The 26,011-nt window shown below is 60.9% G+C and carries 23 protein-coding genes and 2 pseudogenes; 13 read left to right on the top strand and 12 right to left on the bottom strand.

From position 1 onward, the window contains the following. The first annotated feature begins 64 nt into the window (after positions 1-64). From ACA049_RS17760 to ACA049_RS17750, 3 genes are all read left to right on the top strand, one after another. Positions 65-820: an ArsR/SmtB family transcription factor gene (locus ACA049_RS17760; protein WP_497328565.1), complete on the top strand. Its 756-nt coding sequence runs from the start codon at positions 65-67 to the stop codon at positions 818-820. An 80-nt stretch (positions 821-900) separates the two neighbouring features. Then, complete coding sequence (locus tag ACA049_RS17755; RefSeq protein ID WP_497328564.1) at positions 901-2,121, top strand: putative DNA modification/repair radical SAM protein; 1,221 nt, start codon at positions 901-903, stop codon at positions 2,119-2,121. After that, a complete protein-coding gene (locus ACA049_RS17750; RefSeq protein WP_497328563.1) occupies positions 2,118-2,954 on the top strand; it encodes a TIGR03915 family putative DNA repair protein in 837 nt (278 codons plus the stop codon). Before ACA049_RS17755 ends, ACA049_RS17750 begins: the two co-directional genes overlap by 4 nt. Before the next feature lie 52 nt (positions 2,955-3,006). On the opposite strand, the gene ACA049_RS17745 is transcribed toward ACA049_RS17750, so the two are convergent. The 5 genes from ACA049_RS17745 to ACA049_RS17725 all read right to left on the bottom strand — a co-directional run bounded on the left by ACA049_RS17745 (position 3,007) and on the right by ACA049_RS17725 (position 9,219). Beyond that, positions 3,007-4,026 (bottom strand): branched-chain amino acid aminotransferase, encoded by a 1,020-nt coding sequence (locus tag ACA049_RS17745; RefSeq protein ID WP_109630208.1) that lies wholly within the window; start codon positions 4,024-4,026, stop codon positions 3,007-3,009. A gap of 225 nt (positions 4,027-4,251) precedes the next feature. Continuing rightward, complete coding sequence (gene lpdA / locus ACA049_RS17740; protein WP_497328562.1) at positions 4,252-5,634, bottom strand: dihydrolipoyl dehydrogenase; 1,383 nt, start codon at positions 5,632-5,634, stop codon at positions 4,252-4,254. Positions 5,635-5,645: 11 nt separating this feature from the next. Beyond that, a complete protein-coding gene (locus tag ACA049_RS17735; RefSeq protein ID WP_497328561.1) occupies positions 5,646-6,923 on the bottom strand; it encodes a dihydrolipoamide acetyltransferase family protein in 1,278 nt (425 codons plus the stop codon). Continuing rightward, positions 6,924-7,982 (bottom strand): alpha-ketoacid dehydrogenase subunit beta, encoded by a 1,059-nt coding sequence (locus ACA049_RS17730; protein ID WP_109630216.1) that lies wholly within the window; start codon positions 7,980-7,982, stop codon positions 6,924-6,926. 1 nt (position 7,983) lies between these two features. Continuing rightward, a complete protein-coding gene (locus tag ACA049_RS17725; protein ID WP_497328560.1) occupies positions 7,984-9,219 on the bottom strand; it encodes a 3-methyl-2-oxobutanoate dehydrogenase (2-methylpropanoyl-transferring) subunit alpha in 1,236 nt (411 codons plus the stop codon). A 185-nt stretch (positions 9,220-9,404) separates the two neighbouring features. On the opposite strand from ACA049_RS17725, the gene bkdR reads away from it, so the two are divergent. After that, a complete protein-coding gene (bkdR, locus tag ACA049_RS17720; protein WP_008149727.1) occupies positions 9,405-9,890 on the top strand; it encodes a Bkd operon transcriptional regulator BkdR in 486 nt (161 codons plus the stop codon). A gap of 106 nt (positions 9,891-9,996) precedes the next feature. Here the strand turns inward: bkdR and ACA049_RS17715 are convergent, their stop codons facing one another. Beyond that, entirely contained in the window at positions 9,997-10,860 is an 864-nt protein-coding gene (locus ACA049_RS17715) for an MBL fold metallo-hydrolase (protein ID WP_497328559.1), read from the bottom strand. A 161-nt stretch (positions 10,861-11,021) separates the two neighbouring features. Here ACA049_RS17715 and ACA049_RS17710 point away from each other — a divergent pair, with 161 nt between their 5' ends. The 4 genes from ACA049_RS17710 to nahK all read left to right on the top strand — a co-directional run bounded on the left by ACA049_RS17710 (position 11,022) and on the right by nahK (position 17,207). Further along, positions 11,022-11,828, top strand: a complete 807-nt coding sequence (locus ACA049_RS17710; RefSeq protein ID WP_497328558.1) for a sulfite exporter TauE/SafE family protein — start codon at positions 11,022-11,024, stop codon at positions 11,826-11,828. 211 nt (positions 11,829-12,039) lie between these two features. Beyond that, positions 12,040-13,224 carry a porin gene (locus tag ACA049_RS17705; protein ID WP_497328557.1) on the top strand — a complete coding sequence of 395 codons (1,185 nt, stop codon included), beginning with the start codon at positions 12,040-12,042 and terminating at the stop codon, positions 13,222-13,224. A gap of 256 nt (positions 13,225-13,480) precedes the next feature. Then, the gene (gene nosP, locus ACA049_RS17700) at positions 13,481-14,644 is read left to right on the top strand and encodes a nitric oxide-sensing protein NosP (protein WP_497328556.1); all 1,164 of its coding nucleotides are present in this window, start codon (positions 13,481-13,483) and stop codon (positions 14,642-14,644) included. Further along, positions 14,613-17,207, top strand: a complete 2,595-nt coding sequence (gene nahK / locus ACA049_RS17695; protein ID WP_497336899.1) for a hybrid sensor histidine kinase/response regulator NahK/ErcS' — start codon at positions 14,613-14,615, stop codon at positions 17,205-17,207. The genes nosP and nahK overlap by 32 nt, the downstream gene beginning before the upstream one ends. Before the next feature lie 141 nt (positions 17,208-17,348). Here the strand turns inward: nahK and ACA049_RS17690 are convergent, their stop codons facing one another. The 6 genes from ACA049_RS17690 to ACA049_RS17665 all read right to left on the bottom strand — a co-directional run bounded on the left by ACA049_RS17690 (position 17,349) and on the right by ACA049_RS17665 (position 22,573). Beyond that, positions 17,349-18,014: a response regulator transcription factor gene (locus ACA049_RS17690; RefSeq protein WP_094471953.1), complete on the bottom strand. Its 666-nt coding sequence runs from the start codon at positions 18,012-18,014 to the stop codon at positions 17,349-17,351. Positions 18,015-18,070: 56 nt separating this feature from the next. Next, positions 18,071-18,628, bottom strand: coding sequence for a PQQ-dependent catabolism-associated CXXCW motif protein (locus tag ACA049_RS17685; RefSeq protein WP_497328555.1), 558 nt, complete (start codon positions 18,626-18,628; stop codon positions 18,071-18,073). Positions 18,629-18,873: 245 nt separating this feature from the next. Beyond that, on the bottom strand, positions 18,874-19,665 hold the full coding sequence (locus ACA049_RS17680; protein WP_497328554.1) for an ABC transporter permease: 792 nt from the start codon (positions 19,663-19,665) through the stop codon (positions 18,874-18,876). Beyond that, positions 19,665-20,393 (bottom strand): ATP-binding cassette domain-containing protein, encoded by a 729-nt coding sequence (locus ACA049_RS17675; RefSeq protein WP_497328553.1) that lies wholly within the window; start codon positions 20,391-20,393, stop codon positions 19,665-19,667. The genes ACA049_RS17680 and ACA049_RS17675 overlap by 1 nt, the downstream gene beginning before the upstream one ends. Then, positions 20,390-21,349: a YVTN family beta-propeller repeat protein gene (locus ACA049_RS17670; protein ID WP_497328552.1), complete on the bottom strand. Its 960-nt coding sequence runs from the start codon at positions 21,347-21,349 to the stop codon at positions 20,390-20,392. Before ACA049_RS17670 ends, ACA049_RS17675 begins: the two co-directional genes overlap by 4 nt. A gap of 39 nt (positions 21,350-21,388) precedes the next feature. Next, positions 21,389-22,573, bottom strand: coding sequence for an ABC transporter substrate-binding protein (locus tag ACA049_RS17665; protein WP_497328551.1), 1,185 nt, complete (start codon positions 22,571-22,573; stop codon positions 21,389-21,391). Between the two features lie 241 nt (positions 22,574-22,814). On the opposite strand from ACA049_RS17665, the gene pedF reads away from it, so the two are divergent. From pedF to ACA049_RS17640, 5 genes and pseudogenes are all read left to right on the top strand, one after another. Beyond that, entirely contained in the window at positions 22,815-23,276 is a 462-nt protein-coding gene (gene pedF, locus ACA049_RS17660; RefSeq protein WP_497328550.1) for a cytochrome c-550 PedF, read from the top strand. A gap of 3 nt (positions 23,277-23,279) precedes the next feature. After that, positions 23,280-24,155, top strand: a complete 876-nt coding sequence (locus ACA049_RS17655) for a substrate-binding periplasmic protein (protein WP_497328549.1) — start codon at positions 23,280-23,282, stop codon at positions 24,153-24,155. Continuing rightward, positions 24,155-24,916 (top strand): quinoprotein dehydrogenase-associated SoxYZ-like carrier, encoded by a 762-nt coding sequence (locus tag ACA049_RS17650; RefSeq protein ID WP_497328548.1) that lies wholly within the window; start codon positions 24,155-24,157, stop codon positions 24,914-24,916. The genes ACA049_RS17655 and ACA049_RS17650 overlap by 1 nt, the downstream gene beginning before the upstream one ends. Before the next feature lie 16 nt (positions 24,917-24,932). Then, positions 24,933-25,523 (top strand): annotated as a pseudogene (locus ACA049_RS17645) (MBL fold metallo-hydrolase); the annotation flags it as partial. Between the two features lie 217 nt (positions 25,524-25,740). After that, positions 25,741-25,966: pseudogene (locus tag ACA049_RS17640) on the top strand (transposase); the annotation flags it as partial. Positions 25,967-26,011: the final 45 nt, after the last annotated feature.

Here is a 26,011-nt window from a genome sequence, read left to right as displayed (position 1 = left end):
TGGTGGGAGAAGTGTTGCTACTATCTCCAGTTCGAAAGGGCCTTGATTCGTCCGGGAGCGAAATATGAACGCGGAACAACACGACATCGGCGTCTCTCAAGTGGCCGCAGCCATCGCGGAGCCGGCCCGGACGAAAATCCTCTGTTCGCTGATGGATGGCCACGCCCGCACCAGCACCGAGCTGGCGGCGATTGCCGAAGTCAGCGCCTCCACCGCCAGCGCGCACCTGGCCAAGCTCAAGGAGCTGGCGCTCCTGCGTTTGCACGTGCAGGGTCGCCATCGCTATTACAGCCTCGCGGACAAGCGCGTGGCCCAGGCATTGGAAGCGCTGATGGTGATCGGCCAGAACACCGCGCCGACCTTCAACTCGCGAACTCCGGATCGCCTGCAATTTGCCCGCACCTGCTACGACCACATGGCCGGGACGCTGGCGGTGTTGCTGCATGACCGGATGCTGGAAAAAGGCTGGTTGCTGGAAACCGACGAGCAGGTGTATTGCCTGAGCGAGAGTGGCGAGGCGTTGATGCAAGGGCTGGGTATCGAAGTCAACGACCTCAACACCTTGCGCCGCCGCTTTGCTTGCCCGTGCCTGGACTGGAGCATGCGTCGGCCGCATTTGGGCGGTTCGCTGGGGGCGGCATTGCTGCAAGCGGCGATCAAGCGCAAATGGGTGACGCAGGATCTGGACAGCCGGGCGCTGGCGTTGACCGCGCTGGGGCGCAAGGAGTTTGGCGCACGCTTCGACCTGACGCTGGCGCAGCCAACTGTGCAATCCAACCGCGAGCAACGCCAACAGCTACCTGCTCAGGATGTGATCTGACCCGACCAAGGGTTCGCTGATGGCTTGTGCCTTGGGGATCGACCCTATACTGTATATCCACACAGTAAAAGGCGTGCCCCATGGAACTCATCGACAAGCTCAGCATTCTCGCCGACGCCGCCAAGTACGACGCGTCGTGCGCCAGCAGTGGCGCGCCGAAGCGCAGTTCCGAGGGCAAGAGCGGCCTGGGCTCGACCGACGGCATGGGCATTTGCCACAGCTACACGCCGGACGGCCGCTGCGTGTCGTTGCTGAAGATTCTGCTGACCAATTTCTGTCTTTACGACTGCCAGTATTGCGTCAATCGACGTTCCAGCGACGTGCCGCGCGCACGCTTCACGCCGGAAGAAGTGGTGACGCTGACCATGGATTTCTACCGGCGCAACTGCGTCAGCGGGCTGTTTCTCAGTTCCGGGATCATTCGCTCGGCGGACTACACCATGGAGCAGCTGATCCGCGTGGCCAAGCTGCTGCGTGAAGACCACGAGTTTCGGGGTTACATCCACCTCAAGACCATTCCCGAAGCCGATCCGGCGCTGATCGAGGAAGCGGGGCGCTACGCTGATCGCTTGAGCGTGAACATTGAATTGCCCACCGACGCCAGCCTGCAAACCCTGGCCCCGGAGAAACAGCTGGGCTCGATCAAGCAAGCGATGCAAACCATCTACACCGGTGTCCAGACCGTACTCAACGAACCGCGCGCACCGAAATTTGCCCCGGCCGGGCAGAGCACGCAGATGATTGTCGGCGCCGATGACACCGATGACAGCACCATTCTCCACAGCGCCCAGGCGCTTTACGGCAACTTCAGTTTGCGGCGGGTCTATTACTCGGCATTCAGCCCGATCCCCAACAGCCCGAAAAGCGTGCCGCTGGCCGCGCCACCGCTGATGCGCGAACACCGCTTGTACCAGGCGGACTTCCTGTTGCGCAGCTACGGCTTTACGGCTAGCGAGTTGTTTAAGGGGCCCGGGCACCTGGCGCTCGACATCGACCCGAAGCTGGCGTGGGCGCTCGAGAACCGCGAGGTCTTCCCGCTGGACCTCAATCGCGCCGAGGCCTCGTTGATCGCGCGCATTCCCGGTATTGGCCTGCGCACCACTGAGCGGCTGGTGGAGTTGCGCCGTCAGCGCCGCATTCGTTACGAAGACCTGGCCCGAATGCGTTGCGTGCTGGCCAAGGCCAAGCCGTTCTTCATCACCAGCGACTATCACCCGCAGCAGGCCGAAGTCACCAGCCATTTGCTGTATCAGCAGTTGCGCGACCGGCCGCAGCCGCAACAAATGGGGTTATGGGGATGATCAGTCTGGATTGCGATGACCTGTTCGACACCTGGCGCCAGCAGGCACGCTGGCTGCTCAGTCATGAGGTGGACCCGAGCCGGGTGAGTTGGGCCAGTGAAGGCGTCTGCGATCTGTTCGCCAGCGACGATGCGCCACCTCAAATCCAAGGGCCGTTTCACGCACGAATACCGCGAACGCTGTTGGACACACTTGAACGAGCGTCCCGATATCGGGGTGATCAGCGCTGGAGTCTGCTGTACGAAGTGCTGTGGCGGGTCAGTCATGGTGACCGCACCGCGATGCTGGCCGGTGACCAGCTAGGCAGCGAATTTCATAGAAGAATCAAACAGGTACAGCGTGAAGCTCATCACTTGCATGCATTCGTGCGATTCGTGGCGATGCCTGAAGGTGAGGGGCCGCAATACGTTGCCTGGCATGAACCGGCCCACGACATCCTGCACAGTGCCAGCGAGCATTTTATCGGGCGCATGGGCCGGCATCGCTGGCTGATTGCGACGCCCAGGGACGGGGTTTACTACGACGGCGAACAGTTGATCCATCAACGCCAATGCCCGATCGAATGGCAGCAGCTGGCACAGAACGTCGACGATCCGCACAGCGACATGTGGTTGACCTATTACAGCCACATCTTCAATCCGGCGCGCCTGAACCCGAAAGTCATGCAAGGGCATTTGCCGGCCCGATTCTGGAAAAACCTGCCGGAAGGCGCGTTGATTCCGGGGTTGATTACCCAGGCCCGCACGGGTAAGCAACAGGATGGTCAGGCGAGCGGAATCAAGGGCAGGGGAGGCAAACGTATTGCGCGGGGAGAAGCCGAACGTCGCTCATAAAAAAGCCCCCCATCGCCAAGCGATGGAGGGCTTCGATGCTGCTGGGGTCAGATCAAACCTTGACGATCCAGCCTGCTGGCGCTTCGACGTCACCCGTCTGTACACCGGTCAGCTCTTTGTAGAGCTTCTGGGTGACCGGGCCGACTTCGGTTTCGCTGTGGAACACGTGCAGGTGGTCGTTGTAGCTGATGCCGCCGATCGGAGTGATCACGGCTGCGGTACCGCAAGCGCCGGCTTCCTTGAAGTCGGACAGCTTGTCGATGAACACGTCACCTTCAACCACTTCCAGGCCCAGACGGGATTTGGCCAGTTCGATCAACGACAGACGGGTGATGCCCGGCAGTACCGACGGCGAGTTCGGCGTGACGAACTTGTTGTCGTGGGTGATCCCGAAGAAGTTGGCCGAGCCGACTTCTTCGATTTTGGTGTGGGTCATCGGGTCCAGGTAGATGCAGTCGGCAAAATGCGCCTTCTTGGCCTGGGAACCTGGCATCAGGCTGGCCGCGTAGTTGCCACCGACCTTGGCTGCACCGGTGCCTTGTGGGGCAGCGCGGTCGTAGCTGGAGATCAGGAAGTTGTGCGGGGTCAGGCCGCCCTTGAAGTAGGCGCCGACCGGAATGGCGAAGATCGAGAAGATGAACTCGGGTGCTGTACGCACGCCGATGTTGTCACCCACGCCGATCACGAACGGACGCAGGTACAGCGCGCCGCCGGTGCCGTAAGGCGGGATGAAACGCTCGTTGGCACGAACCACTTCCTTGCAGGCTTCGACGAACTGCTCGGTGGACACCTGTGGCATCAGCAGGCGGGCGCAGCTGCGTTGCATGCGAGCGGCGTTCTGATCCGGGCGGAACAGGTTGATCGAACCGTCCTTGCAACGATAGGCCTTCAGGCCCTCGAAGCATTGCTGGCCATAGTGAAGGGCAGTGGAGCCTTCGCTGATGTGCAGCACGTTGTCTTCGGTCAGGGTGCCTGTGTCCCACTCGCCATTACGCCAGTGCGACAGATAGCGCTTGTCTGTCTTGATGTAGTCAAAACCCAACTTGTCCCAATTGATGCTTTCGTTACCCATGACACCCTCTATCACTTAACAACCGCCGAAACGGTTCAAGGCTTCTGACGTTTTTCTGGATGGGGACAACAATACTTCATTCCGGGCCTAAATCGCAGCCCAGATTGCGATCCCTGTGGGAGCGAGGCTTGCCCGCGAAGAACGATGAAGCGGTGTTTCAGATACACCGTGGTGTCTTGTTCGCGGGCAAGCCTCGCTCCTACAGGTTCGGTTTACAGGTCCGGTTTACAGGTGCAGCGCGTGGCCAAGGGCGCGCAGCGCAGCTTCTTGCACCGCCTCGCCGAGCGTCGGATGCGCATGGATGGTGCCGGCAATGTCTTCCAGCCGTGCGCCCATTTCCAGGCTCTGGCCGAACGCGGTCGACAACTCCGAAACGCCCACACCCACCGCTTGCCAGCCAACAATCACATGATTGTCACGCCGGGCCACGACACGCACGAAGCCGCTTTTCGATTCCAGGGTCATCGCCCGGCCATTGGCCGCGAACGGGAAGCTGGAAACAATGCAGTCCAGACCGGCAGCCTTGGCTTCGTCCGGCGTTTGACCGACCACCACCAGTTCCGGGTCGGTAAAGCACACGGCAGCGATGGCAGTCGGGTTGAACTCGCGGGACTTGCCGCTGGTCAGCTCGGCAACCATCTCGCCCTGGGCCATAGCCCGGTGCGCGAGCATCGGTTCGCCGCTCAGGTCGCCGATGGCGTACACATTGCGCATGCTGGTCTGGCAACGGTTGTCGATCTTGATCGCCGAGCCATTCATGTCCAGATTCAACGCTTCAAGGTTCCAGCCCTGGGTGTTCGGTTTGCGACCGACGGCCACCAGCACCTGATCCGTTTCCAGGTTCAGGGTGTCGCCACCCGGCTCCAGAACTTGCAGCGTATTGCTAGCCGAATCAAAGCCTTGGACGCTGTGCTTCAAGTAGAGCTTCACGCCGAGTTTTTTCAGTTCTTCGTGTACTGGCTGGGTCAGTTCGGCATCGTAGGCCGGCAGAATACGCTCCTGCGCCTCGACCACACTCACGTCAGCGCCAAGTTTGCGATACGCAATCCCCAGCTCCAGACCGATGTAACCACCACCGACCACGACCAGGCGTTTCGGCACGGACGTCGGCGCCAGCGCTTCGGTGGAGGAGATGATCGGTCCGCCAATCGGCAGCATTGGCAGGTTCACGCTTTTCGAACCGGTGGCCAGCACCAGGTGCTCGCACTGGATCCGCGTGTCGCCCACATCAACGGTCTTGCCGTCGATCACTTTGGCCCAGCCTTGAATGACCTGGACTTTGTTCTTTTTCAGCAGCGCCGCGACACCGGTGGTCAGGCGATCAACGATGCCGTCCTTCCACTCGACGCTCTTGCCGATGTCGAGGGTCGGCGCCGACACGCTGATGCCCAATGCCGAATGCTGGCTGTGATGCTGCGTCTGGTGGAACTGTTCGGCGACGTGAATCAACGCCTTCGATGGAATGCAGCCGATGTTCAGGCAGGTACCGCCCAGCGATTCGCCTTCCACCAGAATGGTCGAGATGCCCAGCTGGCCGGCACGGATCGCCGTCACATAACCGCCAGGGCCGCCGCCGATAATCAGCAGCGTGGTGTTCAAAGTTTGCATGCCTGCTCCAGTTAAAAAGAGTCCACAAACAGGGTGGCGGGTTGTTCGAGCAGGCCACGAACGGCCTGGATGAATTGCGCCGCGTCCATGCCATCGACCACGCGGTGATCGAAGGAGCTGGAGAGGTTCATCATCTTGCGAATCACGATCTGGCCTTTGACCACCATCGGGCGTTCGACGATTTTGTTGACGCCGACGATCGCCACTTCCGGCAGGTTCAGCACCGGGGTGCTGACGATACCGCCCAACGCGCCGAGGCTGGTCAGGGTGATGCTCGAGCCGGACAGTTCATCGCGGGCAGCCTTGCCATTGCGCGCGGCAGTCGCCAAACGGGAGATTTCGGCGGCGTTGTCCCACAAGCTGCGGGCTTCGGCGTGACGCACCACCGGCACCATCAAGCCGATGTCGGCTTGCGTGGCGATGCCTACGTGGACGGCGCCGAGGCGGGTGATGACCTGCGCTTCGTCGTCGTAACGGGCGTTGATCTGCGGGAAGTCGCGCAAGGCGACGACCAGGGCGCGGACCAGGAACGGCAGCAAGGTCAGCTTGCCACGGGTCGCACCGTGTTTTTCGTTCAGGTGTGCGCGCAGCTCTTCCACGGCAGTGACGTCGATTTCTTCGACATAACTGAAGTGAGCGGCGCGTTGCGTGGCGTCCTGCATGCGCTGGGCGATCTTGCGGCGCATGCCGATCACCGGGATTTGTTCTTCGTCGTTACGCTGGGCGTAAGCGGCAGCCACGGTCGATTGCGGCTGCTGACCCTGGGCCAGGTAGGCGTCGAGGTCTTCGTGCAGAACGCGACCGGCAGGCCCGGTGCCACGGACCAGACGCAGCTGGATGCCGAGGTCCAACGCATGTTTGCGTACGGCCGGAGACGCCAGCGGGCGTTCATCGGCTTCGCGAGCGACCATCGGGCCTTGGCAAACGGCGGCTCGTGGCGCTGCAGCCGCGACCGGTTTGCTGGCCACCACGGCTTCAGCTTCAGGCGCTGCAACCGGGGCTTCTTTAACAGGTGCAGGCTGGGCCGACTCTTTAACGTTGCCCGCGCCTTCGACTTCAATGCTGATCAGAATGCTGCCAACCGCCATGACTTCGCCCGGCTGTCCGCCCAGCGCAATCACCTTGCCGTGCACCGGCGAAGGGATGTCGACCATCGCCTTGTCGGTCATGACATCGGCCAGCACCTGATCTTCGACAACCATGTCGCCGACCTTGACGTGCCACACCGACAATTCAACTTCCGCAATGCCTTCACCAATGTCCGGCATCTTAATAACGTGCGTGCCCATTCAGACCTCCATAACCCGTTTCAAAGCCGCGCCCACTCGGGACGGACCAGGGAAATACGCCCACTCTTGCGCGTGCGGGTAGGGGGTGTCCCAACCGGTGACGCGTTCGATCGGCGCTTCCAGGTGGTGGAAGCAATGCTCTTGCACCAGGGCGACCAGTTCGGCGCCGAAGCCGCAAGTGCGGGTCGCTTCGTGAACGATCACGCAACGGCCGGTTTTCTTCACTGACTTGACGATGGTGTCCAGGTCCAGCGGCCACAGGCTGCGCAGGTCGATGACTTCAGCGTCGATGCCGGTTTCTTCGGCAGCAACTTGCGAAACATAGACGGTGGTGCCGTAGGTCAAGATGGTCACTTCCTTGCCGGGACGGGCGATGGCGGCAACGTCCAGCGGCACGGTGTAGTAACCGTCCGGCACTTGCGCGGCCGGGTGTTTCGACCACGGGGTTACCGGGCGGTCGTGGTGGCCGTCGAACGGGCCGTTGTACAGGCGTTTTGGCTCGAGGAAGATCACCGGGTCATCGTTTTCGATGGAAGCGATCAGCAGGCCTTTGGCGTCGTACGGGTTGGACGGCATGACCGTGCGCAGGCCGCAGACCTGGGTGAACATCGCTTCAATACTTTGGCTGTGAGTCTGGCCGCCGTAGATGCCGCCGCCGCAAGGCATGCGCAGTGTCATCGGTGCGGTGAACTCGCCGGCCGAGCGATAACGCAGGCGCGCAGCTTCGGAAATGATCTGGTCCGAGGCCGGGTAAACGTAATCGGCGAACTGAATCTCGGCCACCGGACGCAGACCGTAGGCGCCCATGCCCACGGCGACGCCGACGATGCCGCTTTCAGAGATCGGGGCATCGAACACCCGGGAGGTGCCGTACTTGTTCTGCAGGCCTTCGGTGCAGCGGAACACGCCGCCGAAGTAGCCCACGTCCTGGCCGAAGACCACGACGTTGTCGTCACGCTCAAGCATCACATCCATGGCCGAGCGCAGGGCCTGGATCATGGTCATGGTGGTCGTGGTCATGGCGGTTTCCAACTCGATATTATTGTTGTGATCGTTCATGTCAGATCCCCAACTCTTGACGCTGGCGCTTCAAGTGCTCCGGCATCTCTTTATAGACGTCTTCGAACATGGTCGCGGCGCTCGGAATCTGGCCGCCGGCGAGGGTGCCGTACTGCTCGGCTTCTTTTTGCGCGGCAATCACTTCGGCTTCCAGTTCGGCGCTGACGGCGACGTGTTCCTCTTCGGACCACTGACCGATCTTGATCAGGTGTTGCTTGAGGCGCGCAATCGGGTCGCCCAACGGGAAGTAGCTCCAGTCGTCGGCAGGACGGTATTTGGACGGATCATCGGAGGTCGAGTGCGGACCGGCGCGGTAGGTGACCCATTCGATCATGGTCGGGCCGAGGTTGCGGCGGGCGCGTTCGGCGGCCCAGGCAGAGGCTGCGTAGACCGCGACGAAATCGTTGCCGTCGACCCGCAGGGAGGCAATGCCGCAACCGACGCCACGACCGGCGAACGTGGTGGCTTCACCACCGGCAATCGCCTGGAACGTCGAGATCGCCCACTGGTTGTTGACCACGTTGAGGATCACTGGCGCACGGTAAACGTGGGCGAAGGTGAGGGCGGTGTGGAAGTCGGATTCAGCGGTGGCGCCGTCGCCGATCCAGGCCGAGGCGATTTTGGTGTCGCCCTTGATCGCCGAGGCCATGCCCCAGCCCACGCCCTGTACGAATTGGGTGGCGAGGTTGCCGGAAATGGTGAAGAAGCCATAGTCCTTGACCGAATACATGATCGGCAGCTGACGGCCCTTGAGCGGATCGCGCTCGTTGGACAGCAGTTGACAGATCAGGTCCACCAGCGGCACGTCTCGCGCCATCAGAATGCTTTGCTGGCGGTACGTCGGGAAGCACATGTCATCGACGTTCAGCGCCAGGGCCTGGCCGCTGCCGATGGCTTCTTCGCCAAGGCTCTGCATGTAGAACGACATTTTTTTCTGGCGCTGGGCGACCACCATGCGGTTGTCGTAGATCCGCGTCTTGAGCATGGCGCGCATGCCTTTACGCAGGATCTCGGAAGGAACGCCTTCAGCCCATGGACCGAGGGCATTGCCCTGGTCATCAAGCACGCGGATCAGGCCCTTGGCCAGATCGGCAGTGTCGGCCGGTTCAACGTCGATTGGGGGTTTGCGCACCGTGCCGGCGTCGGTCAGACGCAGGTAGGAGAAGTCGGTTTTGCAGCCAGGACGGCCCGATGGTTCGGGAACGTGCAGGTGCAGCGGTTCGTACGCTTGGTTCATGGCTTCTACGCTCGATCTTGTGAATTTCTTGTAGTGAGCTGACCGTCATTCTTCGATAAAAGAAATCTTGTCCTACAACAATCATAGGCCCGGCGCAGAAGAATATTTATCTCTGTTTCGTTGCGTTGGAGATCATTTGAGGATAAAAAATCTGCATAAACATAAAAAGCAGGTGGTTTTGTCTCATGCGCAAACTGGACCGTACCGATATCGGCATTTTGAACAGCCTTCAGGAGAACGCCCGTATCACCAACGCCGACCTCGCACGCTCGGTCAACCTGTCGCCGACCCCGTGCTTCAATCGGGTCAAGGCAATGGAAGAACTGGGGCTGATTCGCGAGCAAGTGACGCTGCTGGACGCCGACCTGCTGGGGCTGCACGTGAACGTGTTCATTCATGTCAGCCTGGAGAAACAGGTGGAGGAGGCGTTGCAGCATTTCGAGGAGGCGATTTCCGATCGACCGGAAGTGATGGAGTGCTACTTGATGGCCGGTGACCCGGACTATTTGATCCGGGTGCTGGTGCCGACCATTCAGTCGCTGGAGCGCTTCATGATGGACTTCCTGACCAAAGTGCCGGGCGTGGCCAACATCCGTTCAAGTTTTGCGCTTAAACAGGTGCGCTACAAAACTGCGCTGCCGTTGCCGGCGAATGGGTTGACGCTGGCTTAAGGGCCGGATCAAAAGATCGCAGCCTCGTTTCACTCGACAGCTCCTACAAGGGTTTGCGTATACCTGTAGGAGCTGTCGAGTGAAACGAGGCTGCGATCTTTTGACCTCAAAGCTTATTGATCGGGATCTTCAGGTACACGACACCATTGTCTTCCGCCGGCGGCAAATTCCCCGCACGCACATTCACCTGAATCGCCGGCAGCAGCAACGTCGGCATGCCCAGCCCGGCATCGCGCTGGGTGCGCATGGCGACGAACGCCGCTTCATCGATGCCGTCATGAACGTGGATGTTGCTTCTGCGCTGTTCGCCCACCGTGGTCATGCACCGGGATTCGCGACCTTCGGGCGGGTAGTCGTGGCAGACGTAGAGCCGAACGCTGGCGGGGAAGGCCAGCAGCTTGTGGATCGAGGCGAACATCTGGTTGGCGTTGCCGCCGGGGAAGTCGCAACGGGCCGTGCCGACGTCCGGCATGAACAAGGTATCGCCCGCCAGGATCACATCACCGTCGATCAAATAGGCCATGTCCGCTGGTGTGTGCCCGGGCACATGCAGGGCCGTGGCCTTGAGGTTGCCGATCTTGAACGATTCGTCCGGCGCGAACAGATGGTCGAATTGCGAACCGTCGCTGCGAAATTCCGGCTCAAGGTTGAACAGGGTCTTGAACACGCCCTGGACTTTGCTGATCGACTGGCCAATGGCGATTTTCCCACCCAGCTCCCGACGCAGATAAGGTGCGGCGGACAGGTGATCGGCATGGGCGTGGGTTTCCAGCAACCATTGCACTTGTAGTTGATGTTCGCGAACGAAGGCGATGATTTTATCGGCCTGCGTGGTGGCGGTGCGCCCGGCGGCGGGGTCGTAGTCGAGCACCGGATCGACAATGGCGCATTGACCGCCAACCTCTTCGTAAATCACGTAGCTGTAGGTCGATGACGCGGGGTCTAAAAAAGCTTCAATCAAGGCGGGCATGGTGGCCGTTTCTTTCAGGACAAGCCATGAGGGTAGTGTCATTTTCCCTGCGCTGACCAGCCCCGCGTTAATTGATGAAGGAAAAAATCCGCACGGGCTCTATCCTGTCAGTCATCGATACCGGGCGTACCCGGCTTTTTTTCGCGGATCACGAGCGTTTTATGTTGTTGGCAAGTTTCTTTGGGATGGTGATGGGCCTGGTCCTTGGATTGACCGGGGCTGGTGGTGGAATTCTCGCAGTACCGGCCCTCGTGCTGGGGCTGGGTTTGACCATGACCCAGGCCGCGCCGGTGGCGTTGTTTGCGGTGGGCAGTGCGGCGGCGGTCGGCGCGATTGATGGTTTGCGCCATGGCCTGGTGCGCTATCGCGCGGCGTTGCTGATTGCGCTGCTGGGGGCGATATTTTCGCCGGTCGGCATCTACTTCGCCCATCAGTTGCCGGAAAAAATCCTGATGATTCTGTTCAGCCTGCTGATGGTCATGGTGGCCTGGCGGATGCTGCGTCGCGAGCGTCAGGAAGAAGGCCCGAGCGACCACGGCCACGCCAACTGGGGCCAGAAAAACTGCATGCTCGATCAGCAGACCGGGCGTTTCTCCTGGACCGCCAAATGCACCGCGACCCTCGCGGCACTCGGCGCGGTGACCGGCGTTGTCTCTGGCCTGCTCGGGGTCGGCGGCGGCTTTTTGATCGTCCCGGCCTTCAAGCAACTGACCGATGTGCAGATGCGCGGCATCGTCGCCACCTCCTTGATGGTGATCAGCCTGATTTCGGCCATCGGCGTGATCGGCGCGTTTCATGCCGGGGTCAGGATTGACGCATTGGGCGCGGCGTTCATTCTCGCCAGTGTCGTCGGCATGATTGTTGGCCGAAAGCTCTGCGCACGCGTCCCGGCCCGGGCTCTGCAAATCGGTTTCGCCAGCGTTTGTGTGGTGGTTGCCGCTTACATGCTGTTCCGAGCGAGCGCCTAGGAAGTACCGCTTCCTGTGGCCCGCCAGTCTGGCGGGCAGGCGTACATCCTAAGTTCCGGGTCTTGACGCGGCCCGGTCTTACACCGAATTTGCCGCGCTTGACCGGCCACTCCAAAGCACTTCAAAACCGCCCCCAAGGCAGCGTATGCCGCCGCCGGTCACCTTTCGATAATCGCCTCCGACATCCAGTCCCCCCGCTGCGGAGCGCGTCATGCCCAACAATAAGAACTTCAAGCATCGTTACTTGCCTGCCTTCATCGCCAGTTTGTCGACCCTCGGTTTGAGCTCAATGGCCGAGGCCGAGATTGTGCTGTACGACAAGGACCAGACCACGTTCTCCACCGACGGCTACATCAACGCCTTCTACGTGAACAGCGATGTGGACCGCGCCGGCGACCAGTACGACCGGAAACAGGCGCGGGTGAAAATGGGCTATCTGCCCAACTACCTGGGTTTCAACATGGGCAAACAGATCGATGACCTGAAACTCGGTGCGCGGGCCTCCTTCTGGGTGACCATCAACGACAGCCAGACCAATGGCACCGACACCGCCATCGACGTGCGGCAGTTCTACGGCACCGTGGCCAATCCGGAATGGGGCGAAGTGCTGATCGGCAAGGACTTCGGCCTGTTCGCCCGCTCCAACATCTTGCTCGATGAAATGCTCGCCGGTTATGGCCAGGTCAGCGATACCTTGGGGCTGGTGGACGGTGGCGGGGTGTCGTTCGGCAACATCGGCACGGGTTATCCGTACCCGTTCCCGACCTCGCAGATCACCTATCGCACCCCGGTGATGGAAGGTTTGCGGGTGGCCGTAGGGATTCTCGACCCGGTCGACACCAACGACAGCAGCCCTTTGGGCAAGGCCTATCAGGAGAATCCGCGTACCGAGAGCGAGGTTACCTATCAGTTCGACGTCGCCGGCGCGAAGATTTACAGCTGGGTCAACGGCAGCTACCAGACCTCGGAGAATACCGATTCCACGGTGCAGTCCGTCACCTCCAAAGGTGTTGGCTATGGCGTGCAGGCGAAGATGGGTGGGTTGTCGCTGACCGGTTCCGGTTTCCAGGCCAAGGGCATCAACCCGTTCTTCACCAACAACGCCGGCGAGCCGACCCTGCGCAATGTCGACAGCGACGGTTACCTGCTGCAGGGCTCGTACAAACTGGGCAAGAATCGCCTGGCCTTGTCCTATGGCAAGACCAACGATGACGGCAACGGCGTGGTCGGTAGCGGGGCGGATTATGAAACGCGCGGGATTGCGTTATTCCATGACGTCAATGACAACCTCAAGCTCGTGGCCGAGTACAACCAGTTCGAAATCAATGGCCACGACACCAGCGCCCAGAACGAAGACACCGACACCTTTGCGGTGGGTGCGGTGTTGAACTGGTAAGCCCGGAATCAGCATCACGCAGATCCAATGTGGGAGCGGGCTTGCTCGCGAAAGCGGAGTGTCAGTCAGCAAAGATATTGAATGTTAAGCCGCCTTCGCGAGCAAGCCCGCTCCCACAGGGGTGTGTGGTGTTTTGCAGATCCCGGTAGATATCTCATCCCATCGAAGCGCCTGACCGCTACCCAAGTAGCATACGTCGCAGCCCGCAAGCTTCGTACACTCGTGCCTCATACACGCGCACCTGCGGGGGGCGACCATGCAGCAGGTCCAGAGTGAAGGAGTCGTCAGTGCAATGTCCCAGGCGACCGACGCCCAGCAGGTCGCTCAAGAGCTGGCGCGACAACTGTTGCACCCGCACCTGGGCTTCGTGCTGTTCTTCTGTTCCGCCGAGTACGACTTGCAGGCGCTGGGCCAGGCCTTGCAACAGAGCTTCGGCGGCATCCGGCTGGTGGGCTGCACCAGCGCCGGGGAAATCACACCCCTGGGTTACGGTCGCAACTGCGTGACGGCGGTAGGATTCGACCATCGGCACTTTTCCATCGACGCCGAACTGATCTGCGAGATGGAGCGCTTCAGCCTGATCGACGCCCAGCAAATGGTCGAGCGCCTGGTCAGTGGTTGTCGCAGCAATACCCTGGCGCCGATCAAGGGCAACAGCTTTGCCCTGACCTTGCTCGACGGTCTGTCCAGCCGTGAAGAAATGGTCCTCGCGGCGCTCAGCGCAGCGTTGGGCGATATCCCGCATTTTGGCGGTTCGGCCGGCGACGACAACTACCTGACCCACACCCACGTCTATTTCGGTGGCGAGTTTCACAGTGGCGCGGCGGTGGTGGTGCTGGTCAATACCTGGCTGGATTTCGAGGTGTTCACCACTCACCACATTTTGCCGAGGGCCGAGAAACTGGTGGTCACCGGGGCTGACAGCGCCTCGCGCCGGGTCTTCGAACTGAATGCCGAGCCGGCGGCCGAGGAGTACGCCCGGCACATCGGCGTGCCCGTGGCCGAACTCGACCACCGGGTCTTCGCCGCGCACCCCTTGGCCGTGCGGATCAACGATCAGTATTACGTGCGGGCGATCCAGCAGGTGCATCCGGACCTGAGTCTGAGTTTTTATTGCGCCGTGGAAAACGGCATCGTCCTCACCGTCATGACGCCCGGCCCGATGCTGCCGAACCTGCAAACCTTGTTTGAAGGCTTGCAGGAGCGTCTTGGCGATCTGCTGCTGACCATCGGCTGCGACTGCTTTCTCAGGCGTCTGGAACTGGAAGACGGCGGCAGCCTGGAACAAATCGGAACATTTCTGCGCGACCAACGGGTGATGGGTTTCAACACCTACGGAGAACAGTTCAATGGCATGCACATCAACCAGACCTTCACCGGGGTTGCCATTGCCCGGGGCCGGTCCCCTGGACATCGTTGAACTGCAGGCGCAGCTCGCCAGCCTGCGCCACGACAACCACAAACTGCAGCGCATCAACGGCGCGCTGATCGAGCGGATCGAATCCGGCATTACCCGCGGCAACGACCCGTATGCGGCGTTCCAGCATTCGGTGGTGCTGGCCGAGCAAGTGCGTGAACGCACCGATGCCTTGAACCAGGCCATGGCCGAACTCAAGTCGGGCAATCACTTGCTCAGCGAAGCGCGCCTGCGGGCCGAGACGGCGCATCAGCATCTGATCGATGCGATCGAGAGCATTTCCGACGCCTTTGTGCTGTTCGATGCCGAGCAGCGCATTGTCTTGTTCAACAGCCGTTTCAAGGCCTTCTGGGGCAACAGCCGGGTGCGGATCAACGCCGGCATGCGCCTGGCCGAGGTCAAGCGTCTGATGAGTGCCACCGGTTTGTTCACTGAAGAACCGCGTGGGCATGCCGACGAAAACCTGATCTATCGCCTGCAGAACGGCCGTTGGTTGCAAGTCAGCGAACGGCCGACCCAGGAAGGTGGGCGGGTGATCCTGTTCACCGACATTACCGACGTCAAACTCAGTGAAACCGTGCGCCGTGAGCAAGCCGTGGCGCAGAAATCCCACTTGCTGCAACGGGCGGTCGACAACCTGTCCCAAGGCGTCGCCATGGTCAATGCCGAAGGCGTCCTGGAACTGTGGAACCGCCGTTTCCTCGAACTCAGCGGACTGGCCCCGGTGGCGGCCCATCGACCATTTGCCGAAGTGATCGCCGACAGCGAATTGAACCTGTTGACCCCGGCCAGTCGCGACGCCAACGGGCGGCTCGTGCAGGAATGCGAGCAGCGCCTCTACGATGGTCGGGTGCTGGAAATCCGCACGCATCCGTTGCCCACCGGCGGCTTCGTCAACACCTTTACCGACATCACCGAGCGTTACCAGCACGCCGAAGCCCTCAGCGAAAGCGAACGCTGGATTCGCCTGATCACCGACCATGTGCCGGCGCTGATCGCCTACCTCAACGCTGACCTGGTCTACGAATTCACCAACAAGGTCTACGAAGAATGGTACTGCTGGCCTCGCGGCGTGATGCTCGGGCAGAGCCTGCGCGAAGTTCACAGCGAGCAGCATTACCAGCGCCTTGAAGCCTATGTCGCCCGGGCCCTGGCCGGTGAGAGCGTGACGTTCGAGTTCGCCGAAACCAACATCAACAATCAGGAGCGCTACATGCTGCGCTCCTACGTGCCCAATCGCCTGGCCACCGGCGAGGTGGTGGGGATTTTCGTGTTGATCCGCGACATCACCGAGCGCCGCCGCACGGCCGAGGCGCTGCATCAGGCCTATCAGAATCTCGAGTTGCGGGTGCGCGAACGCACCACCGAACTGACCACCCTCAATGACCAATTGCTGCGAGAGATCGACGAGCGTCGGCGCGTCGAATCGCGTTTGCGCGAGGCGAAACTTGAGGCCGAACAGGCCAACCTGTCGAAGACCAAGTTTCTGGCCGCCGTGAGTCACGACCTGCTGCAACCGCTCAACGCGGCTCGACTGTTTACCAGCGCGTTACTGGAACGGCGCGAGCCGGTGGCCAATGCGATTCTGGTGCGTAATGTCAGCAATTCGCTGGAAGACGTGGAAAACCTGTTGGGCACGCTGGTGGACATTTCCAAACTGGATGCCGGGGTAATCAAGGCCGACATTGCACCGTTCGCCCTGAGCGAACTGCTGGAAAACCTCGCCGCCGAGTACACCCAGGTGGCCCGCAGTGAAGGACTTGAGCTGCATTTCATCCCGTGTTCGGCGTTGGTGCGCAGCGACATCCAGTTGCTGGCGCGGATCCTGCGCAATTTGCTGAGCAACGCCATTCGCTACACCTACAGCGGGCGTGTGGTGCTTGGGTGTCGGCGTCATCATCAGCGATTGACCATCGAGGTGTGGGACAGCGGCATGGGCATTGCCGAAAATCGTCTGGAAGAGATTTTCCAGGAGTTCAAACGCGGCGATGTGCAGCGCCCGGATCAGGACCGTGGATTGGGCCTGGGGCTGGCGATTGTCGAAAAGATCGCTGGAATCCTCGGCCATCGGATTCACGTGCGTTCGTGGCCGGGCAAGGGCTCGATGTTCTCCGTCGAAGTGCCGTTGAGCGCCACCGCCCCCACGGCGCAACCGGCACTGCTGATGAGTGAGCCGATGCTGGAACGTCTGCGCGGGGCGCGGGTGTGGGTGCTGGATAACGACGCGGCGATCTGCGCCGGCATGCGCACCTTGCTGGAAGGGTGGGGGTGTCGGGTGGTCACGGCGCTGTCGGAGCAAGACCTGGCGCGGCAAGTCGATAACTACCATGAAGAAGCAGACTTGCTGATCGCCGACTATCACCTGGATGACGATCAGAACGGCGTCGATGCCGTCGCCCGGATCAACGCCCGTCGCGGTTCAGCGATCCCGGCGATGATGATTACCGCCAACTACAGCAATGAGCTGAAACAGCAGATTCGTGAGTTGGGGCATACGTTGATGCATAAGCCGGTAAGGCCGATGAAGCTCAAGACGGCGATGAGTCATTTGCTCGGCAGGCCTTGAATCTTCTGGTGACTGGCCTCTTCGCGAGCAAGCCCGCTCCCACATTGGATCTGTGACGTACACAAATTCTGTGTTCACTGAAGATCAAATGTGGGAGCGGGCTTGCTCGCGAAGGGCGCGACGCGGTCTTCCAGACAAACTTCAACGCCGCAGATAAGACCCGAAATCAATATCCCCGGCACTCAGGATCGCCTGCACCCGGTTGTGCACGTTGAGTTTGCGCAGGATCGCCGAAACATGCGCCTTGACCGTGGTTTCGGCGATTTCCAGGGTGTAGGCGATCTGCTTGTTCGATTCACCCTTGGTCATGCGTTCAAGCACCAACAGTTGCTTGCGGGTCAAGGCCTGGAGCAGTTCCGGCGGGAAGCTCGGGTTGTCATTCATGCGCCGGTGGGTGCCGCATTTTTGTGTGCGGATGATGTCCGGTGGCAGGTACACATTGCCATTGAGAATCTGCTGGATGGCCTCGGTCATCTGCACCCGGGGTGAGGATTTGGTGATGAACCCCACCGCGCCATAGGTGATGGCTTGCAGCACGATCTGCTTGTCCTGCTCGGCCGAGACGATCACCACCGGAATGGTCGGCGCCTCGTTGCGCAGGTTGATCAGGCCATTGAGACCGTGCATGCCGGGCATGTTCAGGTCGAGCAGGATCAGGTCCAGGTCGTCGTGTTCCTGGGTCAGCAACAGGGCGCTGTCGAGGTCGGCGGTTTCCATGACCTCGCTGCCCGGAAAACCATCGCTGATGACGTTATGAATGGCTTCGCGAAACAGCGGGTGATCGTCGGCAATCAGAATTTTGTACATAGCCTTTCACCTCATTATTTTCATTATGGTGTGGCAACAACACGCAAGCGTAAAGATCAGGGGAAGGGCTCGGGCTGGGCGGGCGTCACGGGCAGATTGGCTGCCTGCCAGGCGTCCAGGCCGTCGCGGTACCAATACAGTGTCTTATAGCCCATGGCCGCGGCGCGTCTGACGGCATTCCAGCTCAGCCAGCAGTCGGAGCGGCAGTAGAAGACCAGCGGTTGCGCCAGGTCTCCTGCGGTCAATGCGTTCAGGTTACGCGCAAAATAGCCTTGCCAGTCAGCTGTCAGGTCGCCGTCGCCGGTATTGGCCAGCCAATGGCTGCCGGGCAGGTTCTCGTGGGGCTGATCTTCGATGAAGCGGCCTTGCAGCCATTGGCGACGGTAGACGTCGATCAGCACCGGGCGCGGTGTCTGGGTGAGCAGGGTTTGCAGGGCGGCGGTGTCGATGATGGCCGCGCCTTGCAGCTGATTCGGGGTCGGGCTGCGATAAAGGTTGATGCGATAGCCATCGGAGGAGAACAGCGGTGTGTCGGCCTGCGCCACGCCCAGCAACAGGCTCAGCGACAACGCAGCAAGGGAAGGGCGCAACAAACGACGTTGGGCACGCGGCATGGGGTTCAATCCTTATAGTTATGAACCCATTACATGCCAGTCTCGGTGCGTTGGGAATGCGACGATAGACAGGAAAACCAGTACTAAAGTAGTAATTTTCCCTGTCTGCCCAACACAAGTCCCCTGTGGAAGCGGGCTTGCTCGCGAATCCGGTGTGTCAGTGAGATCAATGCTGACTGGCACACCGCATTCGCGAGCAAGCCCGCTCCCACAGGGGAGGAGGATTTACAGGGGGATCTGTGTGGTCAGGTGGTTTTGCGCAGGGCGGCGTGTTGTGGGTTGAAGGTGAGTACGGCCAGCAGGGCGAAAACCAGGGTCAGCCCCGCGCACACCGCCAGTGCCAGCGGGTTGAAACGCTCATACAAGGCAAACCGCACCAGCTCCACCGCGTGGGTAAACGGGTTCAACGCGCACAGCCAGTACAACCACTCGCTGGACTCGCGCATTTTCCACAGCGGATACAGCGCCGACGACAGGAAAAACAGCGGGAAGATCACGAAATTCATCACCCCGGCAAAGTTCTCCAATTGGCGGATCGCATTGGACAGCAGCAGACCCAACGCGCTGAGCATCAACGCCACCAGCAACAATGCCGGCAAGGCGATCAGCAACCCCATGGCCGGTGGCTGCACGCCGTACACCCAGGCAATCGCCAGGAAGGCATACACCTGCAACAGCGAAATCAACGAGGTGGCCAACAGCTTGCTGCACAGCAGGAAAGTCCGGGGCAGAGGGCTGGTCAGCAGCACGCGCATGCTGCCCATTTCCCGGTCGTAGACCATCGACAGCGAACCCTGCATGCCGTTGAACAGCAGGATCATGCAGGCCAGCCCGGGGATGATGTACACCTCATACGGAATGTAGGTGTCATACGGCTCGATGATCGCGATTCCGAGTGCTGCACGAAACCCGGCGGCGAACACCAGCAACCACAGTAAAGGCCGCACCAGTGCACTGAGAAACCGCGTGCGCTGCAACACAAAACGCAGCCATTCGCGCAGCACGATGCCGCTGAAGCATTGCCAATAAGCATTCATCAGGCGGCTCCTGATGTCGTCAGGCGGGTAAAGGCCGAACCGAGGTCGCCGCCGTGTTCCAGGCTCAATGCATCCGCCTGTCCACTGGCGACCAGGCGACCCTGATGGAGAATCAGCAAATCGTCGCTGGGCTGCACTTCATCCAGCAGATGGGTGGTCCAGAGCACGCTGATGTCCTGCTCGCGACACAGATTGCGAATGTGTCGATTGAGCGCCAGGCGGCTCGCCGGGTCGAGGCCGACGCTGGCTTCGTCGAGCAGCAGCAGACGTGGCTCATGCAGCAAGGCGCGGGCGATTTCCACCCGGCGGCGATGCCCGCCATTGAGTTCGCGCACCCGCTCGCGCCGACGCTCGGTCAGGGCCTGACGCGCCAGTTCGGCGTCCACCCGCAGGAGCATCTCGCGCCGCGACATGCCTTGCAGCGAGGCGTGGTAATGCAGGTTCTGTTCGACACTGAGGTCCAGGTCCAGCGTGCTTTGCTGAAACACCACACCCAATTGCTTGAGCGCCGGGCCTGCAGCGTTCCGCAGCGAATAACCGCCGACCCGGATGTCTCCGCGCTGCACATCATAGAGCCGGGTGAGCAGGGCAATCAGCGTCGACTTGCCCGCGCCATTGGGCCCCAGCAGCGCGGCAAAACGCCCGGTTTGCAGATTGAAACTCACCTGGCGCAAGGCCTCACGCGCACCATAGGCAAAGCTCAGGTCGCTGACTTCGAGGACGTTCATGGCGTCACCACCACGCCCCACGGATAACGCCCGACCTTCACCGATTTGGTCACTTTGAGGCTGTCGACATCAATCACCGACACATCGCCGCTGACGCCGTTGGTGGCCAGCAGTTGCTTCTGATCCGGGGTAAACGACATCTGCCACACGCGCCGGCCCACCAGCAGGTAATCGAGAATTTCGAAGGTCTTGGCATCAATCACCGCCACATGGTTGGCCGGACCGAGGGCGACGAAACCGTACTTGCCGTCGGCGCTGAGCTTGATGCCCACCGGCTGAACCTTGTCCGGGTGCACGCCTTTGATCTGGAAGGTCAGGGTCTTGAGGACTTGACGGGTGGCGACGTCGAGAATGGTCACCGTTCCGCCGATCTCTGCCGAAGCCCAGAGCTTGGAACCATCTGGCGCGAACTCGACGAAACGCGGCCGCTGATCCACCAGGGTGCTGTCGGCCAGGGTCTGGGTGCTGGTGTCGATCCAGTGCAGCATGTTCGTGGTTTCGCTGGTGTTCACCGCCCACTTGCCGTCGGGGCTGACGGCCATGCCTTCGGGTTCGACGCCGACGTTGATCTGGCTCAGGACCTTGGAGGTTTCGGTGTCGATCACGGTGACCAGCGCATCGTCTTCGTTGGAAACGTATAGCCAGCGGTTGTTGGGGTGCAGGGCGAACTGCTCGGGGTCTTTGCCCGAGGGCAGTTCCTTGATGATCTTGCGCGTGGCGACGTCCATCACCTGGACCCGGTCGGAGTCGCTGGCGCAGATGTACAGCAGCTTGTTGTCGTGGGACAGCAGCAAACCGCGCGGGCGCTGGCCGACGGGCAGGGTGTCGGTGACTTGCAGGGTTTGCAGGTCGATCAGGCTCAGGCTGTTGTCTTTTTCGTTGGAGACCCAGGCGGTGCTGGCCGCGGCGTGCCCGGCGGCGAGTAGCAAAGCGCAAGAGAGCAGGGTGCGGCGCATGGCGAATTCCTTTTTTGTTTTAGTTGTCTGGATGCGGGATCAGGGAAAGCGGCAGCTGACCTCGGGCTTGTCGTAGCCGAGGCTGTCCATCTCGTTGAAGGGGTGCAGGAAACCGTCCTGCGGCGACGTGCTGACCAGCGCCCGGGGCTGGACGATGGGAATCGGTTGGCGCAACTGACCGTTCCACGGCCGATAACTGAGCTTGCGACCCTTGAAACCGTCCAGCGGCAGTTGATCGCTGATTTCCAGCGCACGGATCGCCACGGGATCGACCTGCCGCAGTTTGCTCACTGCGCTGGCGATGCTGCGCACGGCGATCCATGCCGCGAAATCCCGGTCATTCATCCAGCGCCCGGCCAGGGCTTCGAAGCGTTTCTGCAATTGCGCGGCGCCGTAGGTTTCCACGGTTTTGTGCCAGCCCACCGGGGTCAGGCCCTGAGTGCCGGCGACTGGCCGTGGGTACCAGGTCTGGTAGGGCACGTATTCGCCGAAGTCGCCGCGTTCGTCCGCCACCAGCACCACGTCGTACTCGGCGGTCTGGGTGAACAGCGGCATATCGGCCTGGGCGCTGCGGCGCTGGTCGTTGTCGAAGCTCCAGGCTTTTTCCGCCACCAGTTTCAGGCCGAAGCGTTTGGCGGCGCGGCGCAGGGCGGCGGCATAGGCTTGATCGTCCGGGGTCGGGCCGACGATCAGCAACGCTCGCTGCCATTTGCGCACCACCAGAAATTGCGCCAGCGCATCGGCGAGCATCGCCCGGCTCGGCAGGCTGTGCAGCACGTTCGGCAGGCAGTCGGTGGTGCGCAAACTGTCATCGGGGCTGCCAGCGTTGAACAGCAAACTGTCGGGCAGCACGGCGCTGAGCCGGCGCAGACTCTCGACCGGCGCATTCACCACAAACAGGCGCAGACCCTGTGCATGCTGGGCCTTGGCTGCTTCGATCAGGGCCTCCGCGCTGTCGGCATTGACGCTGACCAGGCTGTAACTCTGGTTGAGAAAACGCCCGGTGCTGTTGCTGTCGGTGATCGCCAGTTCGGCGCCGCGAAGTCCGGCATCGACCGGCTCGGGAATCACGTTCGACAGCAACGGGCCGGGGTCAGGTCGATAGCCCAGGTAGCCGATCTGCACCTGCAACGGCGCGTCGGCCGCCTGGCTCTGGGTCGCCATCCCGGCGGCGCAGGCAATCGCCAGCAAGTAGATCAGGGCGTAAGGGGCAAGCTGGCGCATATCGGCACTCCATTACAGGTAGCGCCAGCATAGGAAGCCTGCGAGGCAGAATGAAATATGCAGAAAGTACTGATGGGCCAGTACCAAGGTCGTAACGCAGCAGGGTGTGCCCCACAAGCCCTACTACCAAGGGACTAGAAGGCGGCCACCAAAGCAGCATGGGGATTGTGCGAAGCCCGTACCAAGATGGGTGCCATAGCCTCTTCCAAGAGGTTTTGCGTGCAATCTTGAGGGCATAACAATGACAACAAAACGCAACGCCTTGCTCGTTGCCGGACTGCTGGCCGGTTTTATCAGCGCAGGCTCCGTCTGGGCTCATGGCAACGTGGTTCCGCAGGCAATCGCCACCCCAGGCCTGACCCCGATCAAGGATGCCGGCGTGCAGGTGGATGCCGATGGTTGGGCGGCGGTTAACCCCTATCGCGCCTCCCCGGAACACGAGAAAGCCGTGGAAATCGGCTCCTCGGCCTACAACCAGAACTGCGCAGCCTGTCATGGCCTGGAAGCCAAATCCGGCGGCATCGCCCCTGATCTGCGCATGCTTGATGTCGGCGATGCGGGTGACGAATGGTTCGTCGAACGGGTGCGCAACGGTGCCGTGCGCGATGGTCGGGTGTACATGCCGAAGATGGCTGATTACCTGAGTCAGGAAGCCTTGTGGGCCGTGCGCACTTACCTGGACAGCGTTCACGTCGAGGAGTAATCCATGCGCCTGTTCGCTGTGTTGATCAGCGCCGTGTTGCTGTGCTGCCAGGTCGTGCAGGCGCAGGTCCGCACCTATGACGAAATGATCGCCGCCGGGGAGCTGAAAGTGGCGGTCTACAAGGACTTCGCCCCCTATAGTTTTGAAGACGCCGGTCAGGCCCGTGGCGTTGATGTTGAGCTCGCCCAGGCGTTGGCCAAGGTCCTCGGCGTGCGGCTCACTTTGATTTGGGCGCCCGCTGGCGAGAAGCTCGATGATGACCTGCGCGATTACATCTGGCGGGCCAGTCAGCTGCACGATCTGCAACTGGCCGACCTGATGATGCGCGTGCCATACGACCGGGATTACGCGCAAAAACGCAACGAACTCGGTGAACTGGAAAACGGCCATGTGGTGATGTTCGGGCCGTACCAGAACGAACAATGGCAGGTCGCTTATGACCGTCGCCGTCTGGAATCAGTGGGCAGCGTCGCCGTGTTCGAGCATCACCCGATCGGCGTCGAAGTCGACAGCGTACCGTCGTTCTACCTGACCTCAGTGTTCAGCGGCATGCTTGCCGGTAAAACCCACCACTATCCCGGCGTGCCTCAAGCGTTTGCAGCGATGAAGGCCGGTGAAGTCGACGCGGTCATGGCCATGCGCGGCGAGATCGACTGGCAGGTTCACGAAGCCAACGATCCGCAAGTAACGCTGGCGGAAAACGCCTACCCGAACATGGGCAAGCAACTCTGGGAAATCGGCATGGCGGTGCATGAAAGCAACCGCCAACTGGCCTATGCCGTGGAAGAGGCGCTGGAGGCGTTGATTCGCGAGGGTGCGGTCAAAACCATTTATGGCCATTACGGCCTGCGCTATGACGTGCCCGAGATGTATCAATAGTGAACTGGCGAGCGCGTTGTCTGTTGCTCTGCTGGTTACCCTTGGCGGCGCACGCTGGCGCCATCGAGCCGGGCAAAGACCCGGTGCCCTCGGTGATGTGGGCCTTCTATCACAAGCAAATGCTCGGTGATGCGCCGTTCGTGTTCGATGAGCGGGTCAAGCTGCTGGCGCCGCCGTTCGCCGAAGACGCGCGGCAAGTTCCACTGGAAATCGACGCCCGCGCGTTCAAGGGTGACGTGGTGAAAATCCTCGCCTGGGCTGAGTTCAATCCGCTGCCGAAGATTGTTGATTTCCAACCGGTCGACCGCGTGCTGCCTTGGCTGTCGATTCGCATCCGAATCGAGCAGGCCACGCCGTTGCGTGCAGCGGTGCTGACCCGCGACGGCCTCTGGCATGTCGGCTCGACCCTGATCGATGCGGCGGGCGGCGGCTGCACGGCACCGAGTGTGGTGCGCACTCAGCCAGGCTGGGAAGAGCACATCGGCGAAGTGCTGGGCGGGCGTTATCCCCGTGGTGAATTCAGCCGTGTGCGCTTGCAGGTGGCGCACCCGATGGACAACGGCATGGTCAGCGGCATCCCGGAATTTTTCATCAATCACGCCGAACTGCGCGACCAAAACGATCAGCTGTTGGCCCGCCTTGAGCTGTTTCCCGCCGTCAGCGAAAACCCCAACCTGGCCTTCGACATCGAAGGGGCAGGGCAGACGCGCTTGGTGCTGCGCGACAACAGCGGCAATCAATTCGATGCGGCCATACCCTGACCCCAAGGAACGCGTGATGCGCTGGATGCTGCTGTTGTTTATGAGCCTGAGCCTGCCGGCCCTGGCGGACCTTGACTATGAACTCAAGCCCCGGCAGATCGCCGAAGACACCTGGCTGCTGGAAGGCAGCACCGACAATTTCGCCAAGGCCAACGGCGGCAACATCGTCAATACCGCGTTCATTGTTACCGAGCGGGGGGTGGTGGTGATCGACACCGGGCCGTCGAAACGCTATGGCGAGGCGATGCGCAAAGCCATTGCTGCGACCACCGACAAACCGGTGATCGAGGTGCTGCTGACCCATCACCATCCCGACCATGTGTTGGGCAATCAGGCCTTCAGCGACGTGCCGATCGGTGCACTAGCCGGCACCACCGAGCTGCTGCATCAGCAGGGCGACGCCATGGCCGAGAACATGTATCGGCTAGTGGGCGACTGGATGCGGGGCACCGAGGTGGTGTTGCCGACGCGGACGCTGACACCCGGCGCCCTCAATTTTGGGAATCACGATCTGCGCCTGCTGAGCCTGGGTGGGCACACTGGCGCGGATCTGGCTATTCTCGACCAGCAAACCGGCGTGCTGTTTGCCGGGGATCTGGTGTTTTACCACGGCTTCCGGAGCCTTGTTAACTGTTACATTTGTTTTATCTTCCATAAATCAGTCACTTACCCAATCTAACTTTTTTCACATATTTTTTTACGCGTGGAACGAGTGAGTGACTGCCAATCTGCCTCATTGCAATCTCATGGCACCCCCTCATTTGAGAGTTCGTCAGAGGTGGAGGTTAGTCTATGACGGTCAGAGGGCGCGCGATTCCAGAATCGATTATGTAATCGAAGAAAATCCAGTTCGAGTGGTCGAGCTTTTTGTCCATTAACGAGACTGGGGGGGCATTTGGGGTTGAAGGTGTTGATCCTGTTGCAACGAGTGTTCCGGGCTACCATCCGGCGATCTTGCTAAAGATCGATATCTGCGGCGATCTCAATAGAATTCAGTCCAGCCGCCAGCTGAAACATGAGGCCGAGCAGAGCGTCAAGTTGATGTGGCTGCTTGTTACTGCGCCGCGATGAAGATCGCTAGGGACGATGGTGGAG

It is taken from the genome of Pseudomonas sp. LBUM1662 (genome assembly GCF_059695915.1).
This window is presented reverse-complemented; position numbering and strand designations above follow the sequence as displayed.

What these genes read in the sequence shown, in the direction of transcription:
- ACA049_RS17760 (WP_497328565.1), top strand. Translation starts at nt 65, where the DNA reads ATGAACGCGGAACAACACGACATCGGCGTCTCTCAAGTGGCCGCAGCC.
- ACA049_RS17755 (WP_497328564.1), top strand. Translation starts at nt 901, where the DNA reads ATGGAACTCATCGACAAGCTCAGCATTCTCGCCGACGCCGCCAAGTAC.
- ACA049_RS17750 (WP_497328563.1), top strand. Translation starts at nt 2,118, where the DNA reads ATGATCAGTCTGGATTGCGATGACCTGTTCGACACCTGGCGCCAGCAG.
- ACA049_RS17745 (WP_109630208.1), bottom strand. Translation starts at nt 4,026, where the DNA reads ATGGGTAACGAAAGCATCAATTGGGACAAGTTGGGTTTTGACTACATC.
- lpdA (WP_497328562.1), bottom strand. Translation starts at nt 5,634, where the DNA reads ATGCAAACTTTGAACACCACGCTGCTGATTATCGGCGGCGGCCCTGGC.
- ACA049_RS17735 (WP_497328561.1), bottom strand. Translation starts at nt 6,923, where the DNA reads ATGGGCACGCACGTTATTAAGATGCCGGACATTGGTGAAGGCATTGCG.
- ACA049_RS17730 (WP_109630216.1), bottom strand. Translation starts at nt 7,982, where the DNA reads ATGAACGATCACAACAATAATATCGAGTTGGAAACCGCCATGACCACG.
- ACA049_RS17725 (WP_497328560.1), bottom strand. Translation starts at nt 9,219, where the DNA reads ATGAACCAAGCGTACGAACCGCTGCACCTGCACGTTCCCGAACCATCG.
- bkdR (WP_008149727.1), top strand. Translation starts at nt 9,405, where the DNA reads ATGCGCAAACTGGACCGTACCGATATCGGCATTTTGAACAGCCTTCAG.
- ACA049_RS17715 (WP_497328559.1), bottom strand. Translation starts at nt 10,860, where the DNA reads ATGCCCGCCTTGATTGAAGCTTTTTTAGACCCCGCGTCATCGACCTAC.
- ACA049_RS17710 (WP_497328558.1), top strand. Translation starts at nt 11,022, where the DNA reads ATGTTGTTGGCAAGTTTCTTTGGGATGGTGATGGGCCTGGTCCTTGGA.
- ACA049_RS17705 (WP_497328557.1), top strand. Translation starts at nt 12,040, where the DNA reads ATGCCCAACAATAAGAACTTCAAGCATCGTTACTTGCCTGCCTTCATC.
- nosP (WP_497328556.1), top strand. Translation starts at nt 13,481, where the DNA reads ATGCAGCAGGTCCAGAGTGAAGGAGTCGTCAGTGCAATGTCCCAGGCG.
- ACA049_RS17690 (WP_094471953.1), bottom strand. Translation starts at nt 18,014, where the DNA reads ATGTACAAAATTCTGATTGCCGACGATCACCCGCTGTTTCGCGAAGCC.
- ACA049_RS17685 (WP_497328555.1), bottom strand. Translation starts at nt 18,628, where the DNA reads ATGCCGCGTGCCCAACGTCGTTTGTTGCGCCCTTCCCTTGCTGCGTTG.
- ACA049_RS17680 (WP_497328554.1), bottom strand. Translation starts at nt 19,665, where the DNA reads ATGAATGCTTATTGGCAATGCTTCAGCGGCATCGTGCTGCGCGAATGG.
- ACA049_RS17675 (WP_497328553.1), bottom strand. Translation starts at nt 20,393, where the DNA reads ATGAACGTCCTCGAAGTCAGCGACCTGAGCTTTGCCTATGGTGCGCGT.
- ACA049_RS17670 (WP_497328552.1), bottom strand. Translation starts at nt 21,349, where the DNA reads ATGCGCCGCACCCTGCTCTCTTGCGCTTTGCTACTCGCCGCCGGGCAC.
- ACA049_RS17665 (WP_497328551.1), bottom strand. Translation starts at nt 22,573, where the DNA reads ATGCGCCAGCTTGCCCCTTACGCCCTGATCTACTTGCTGGCGATTGCC.
- pedF (WP_497328550.1), top strand. Translation starts at nt 22,815, where the DNA reads ATGACAACAAAACGCAACGCCTTGCTCGTTGCCGGACTGCTGGCCGGT.
- ACA049_RS17655 (WP_497328549.1), top strand. Translation starts at nt 23,280, where the DNA reads ATGCGCCTGTTCGCTGTGTTGATCAGCGCCGTGTTGCTGTGCTGCCAG.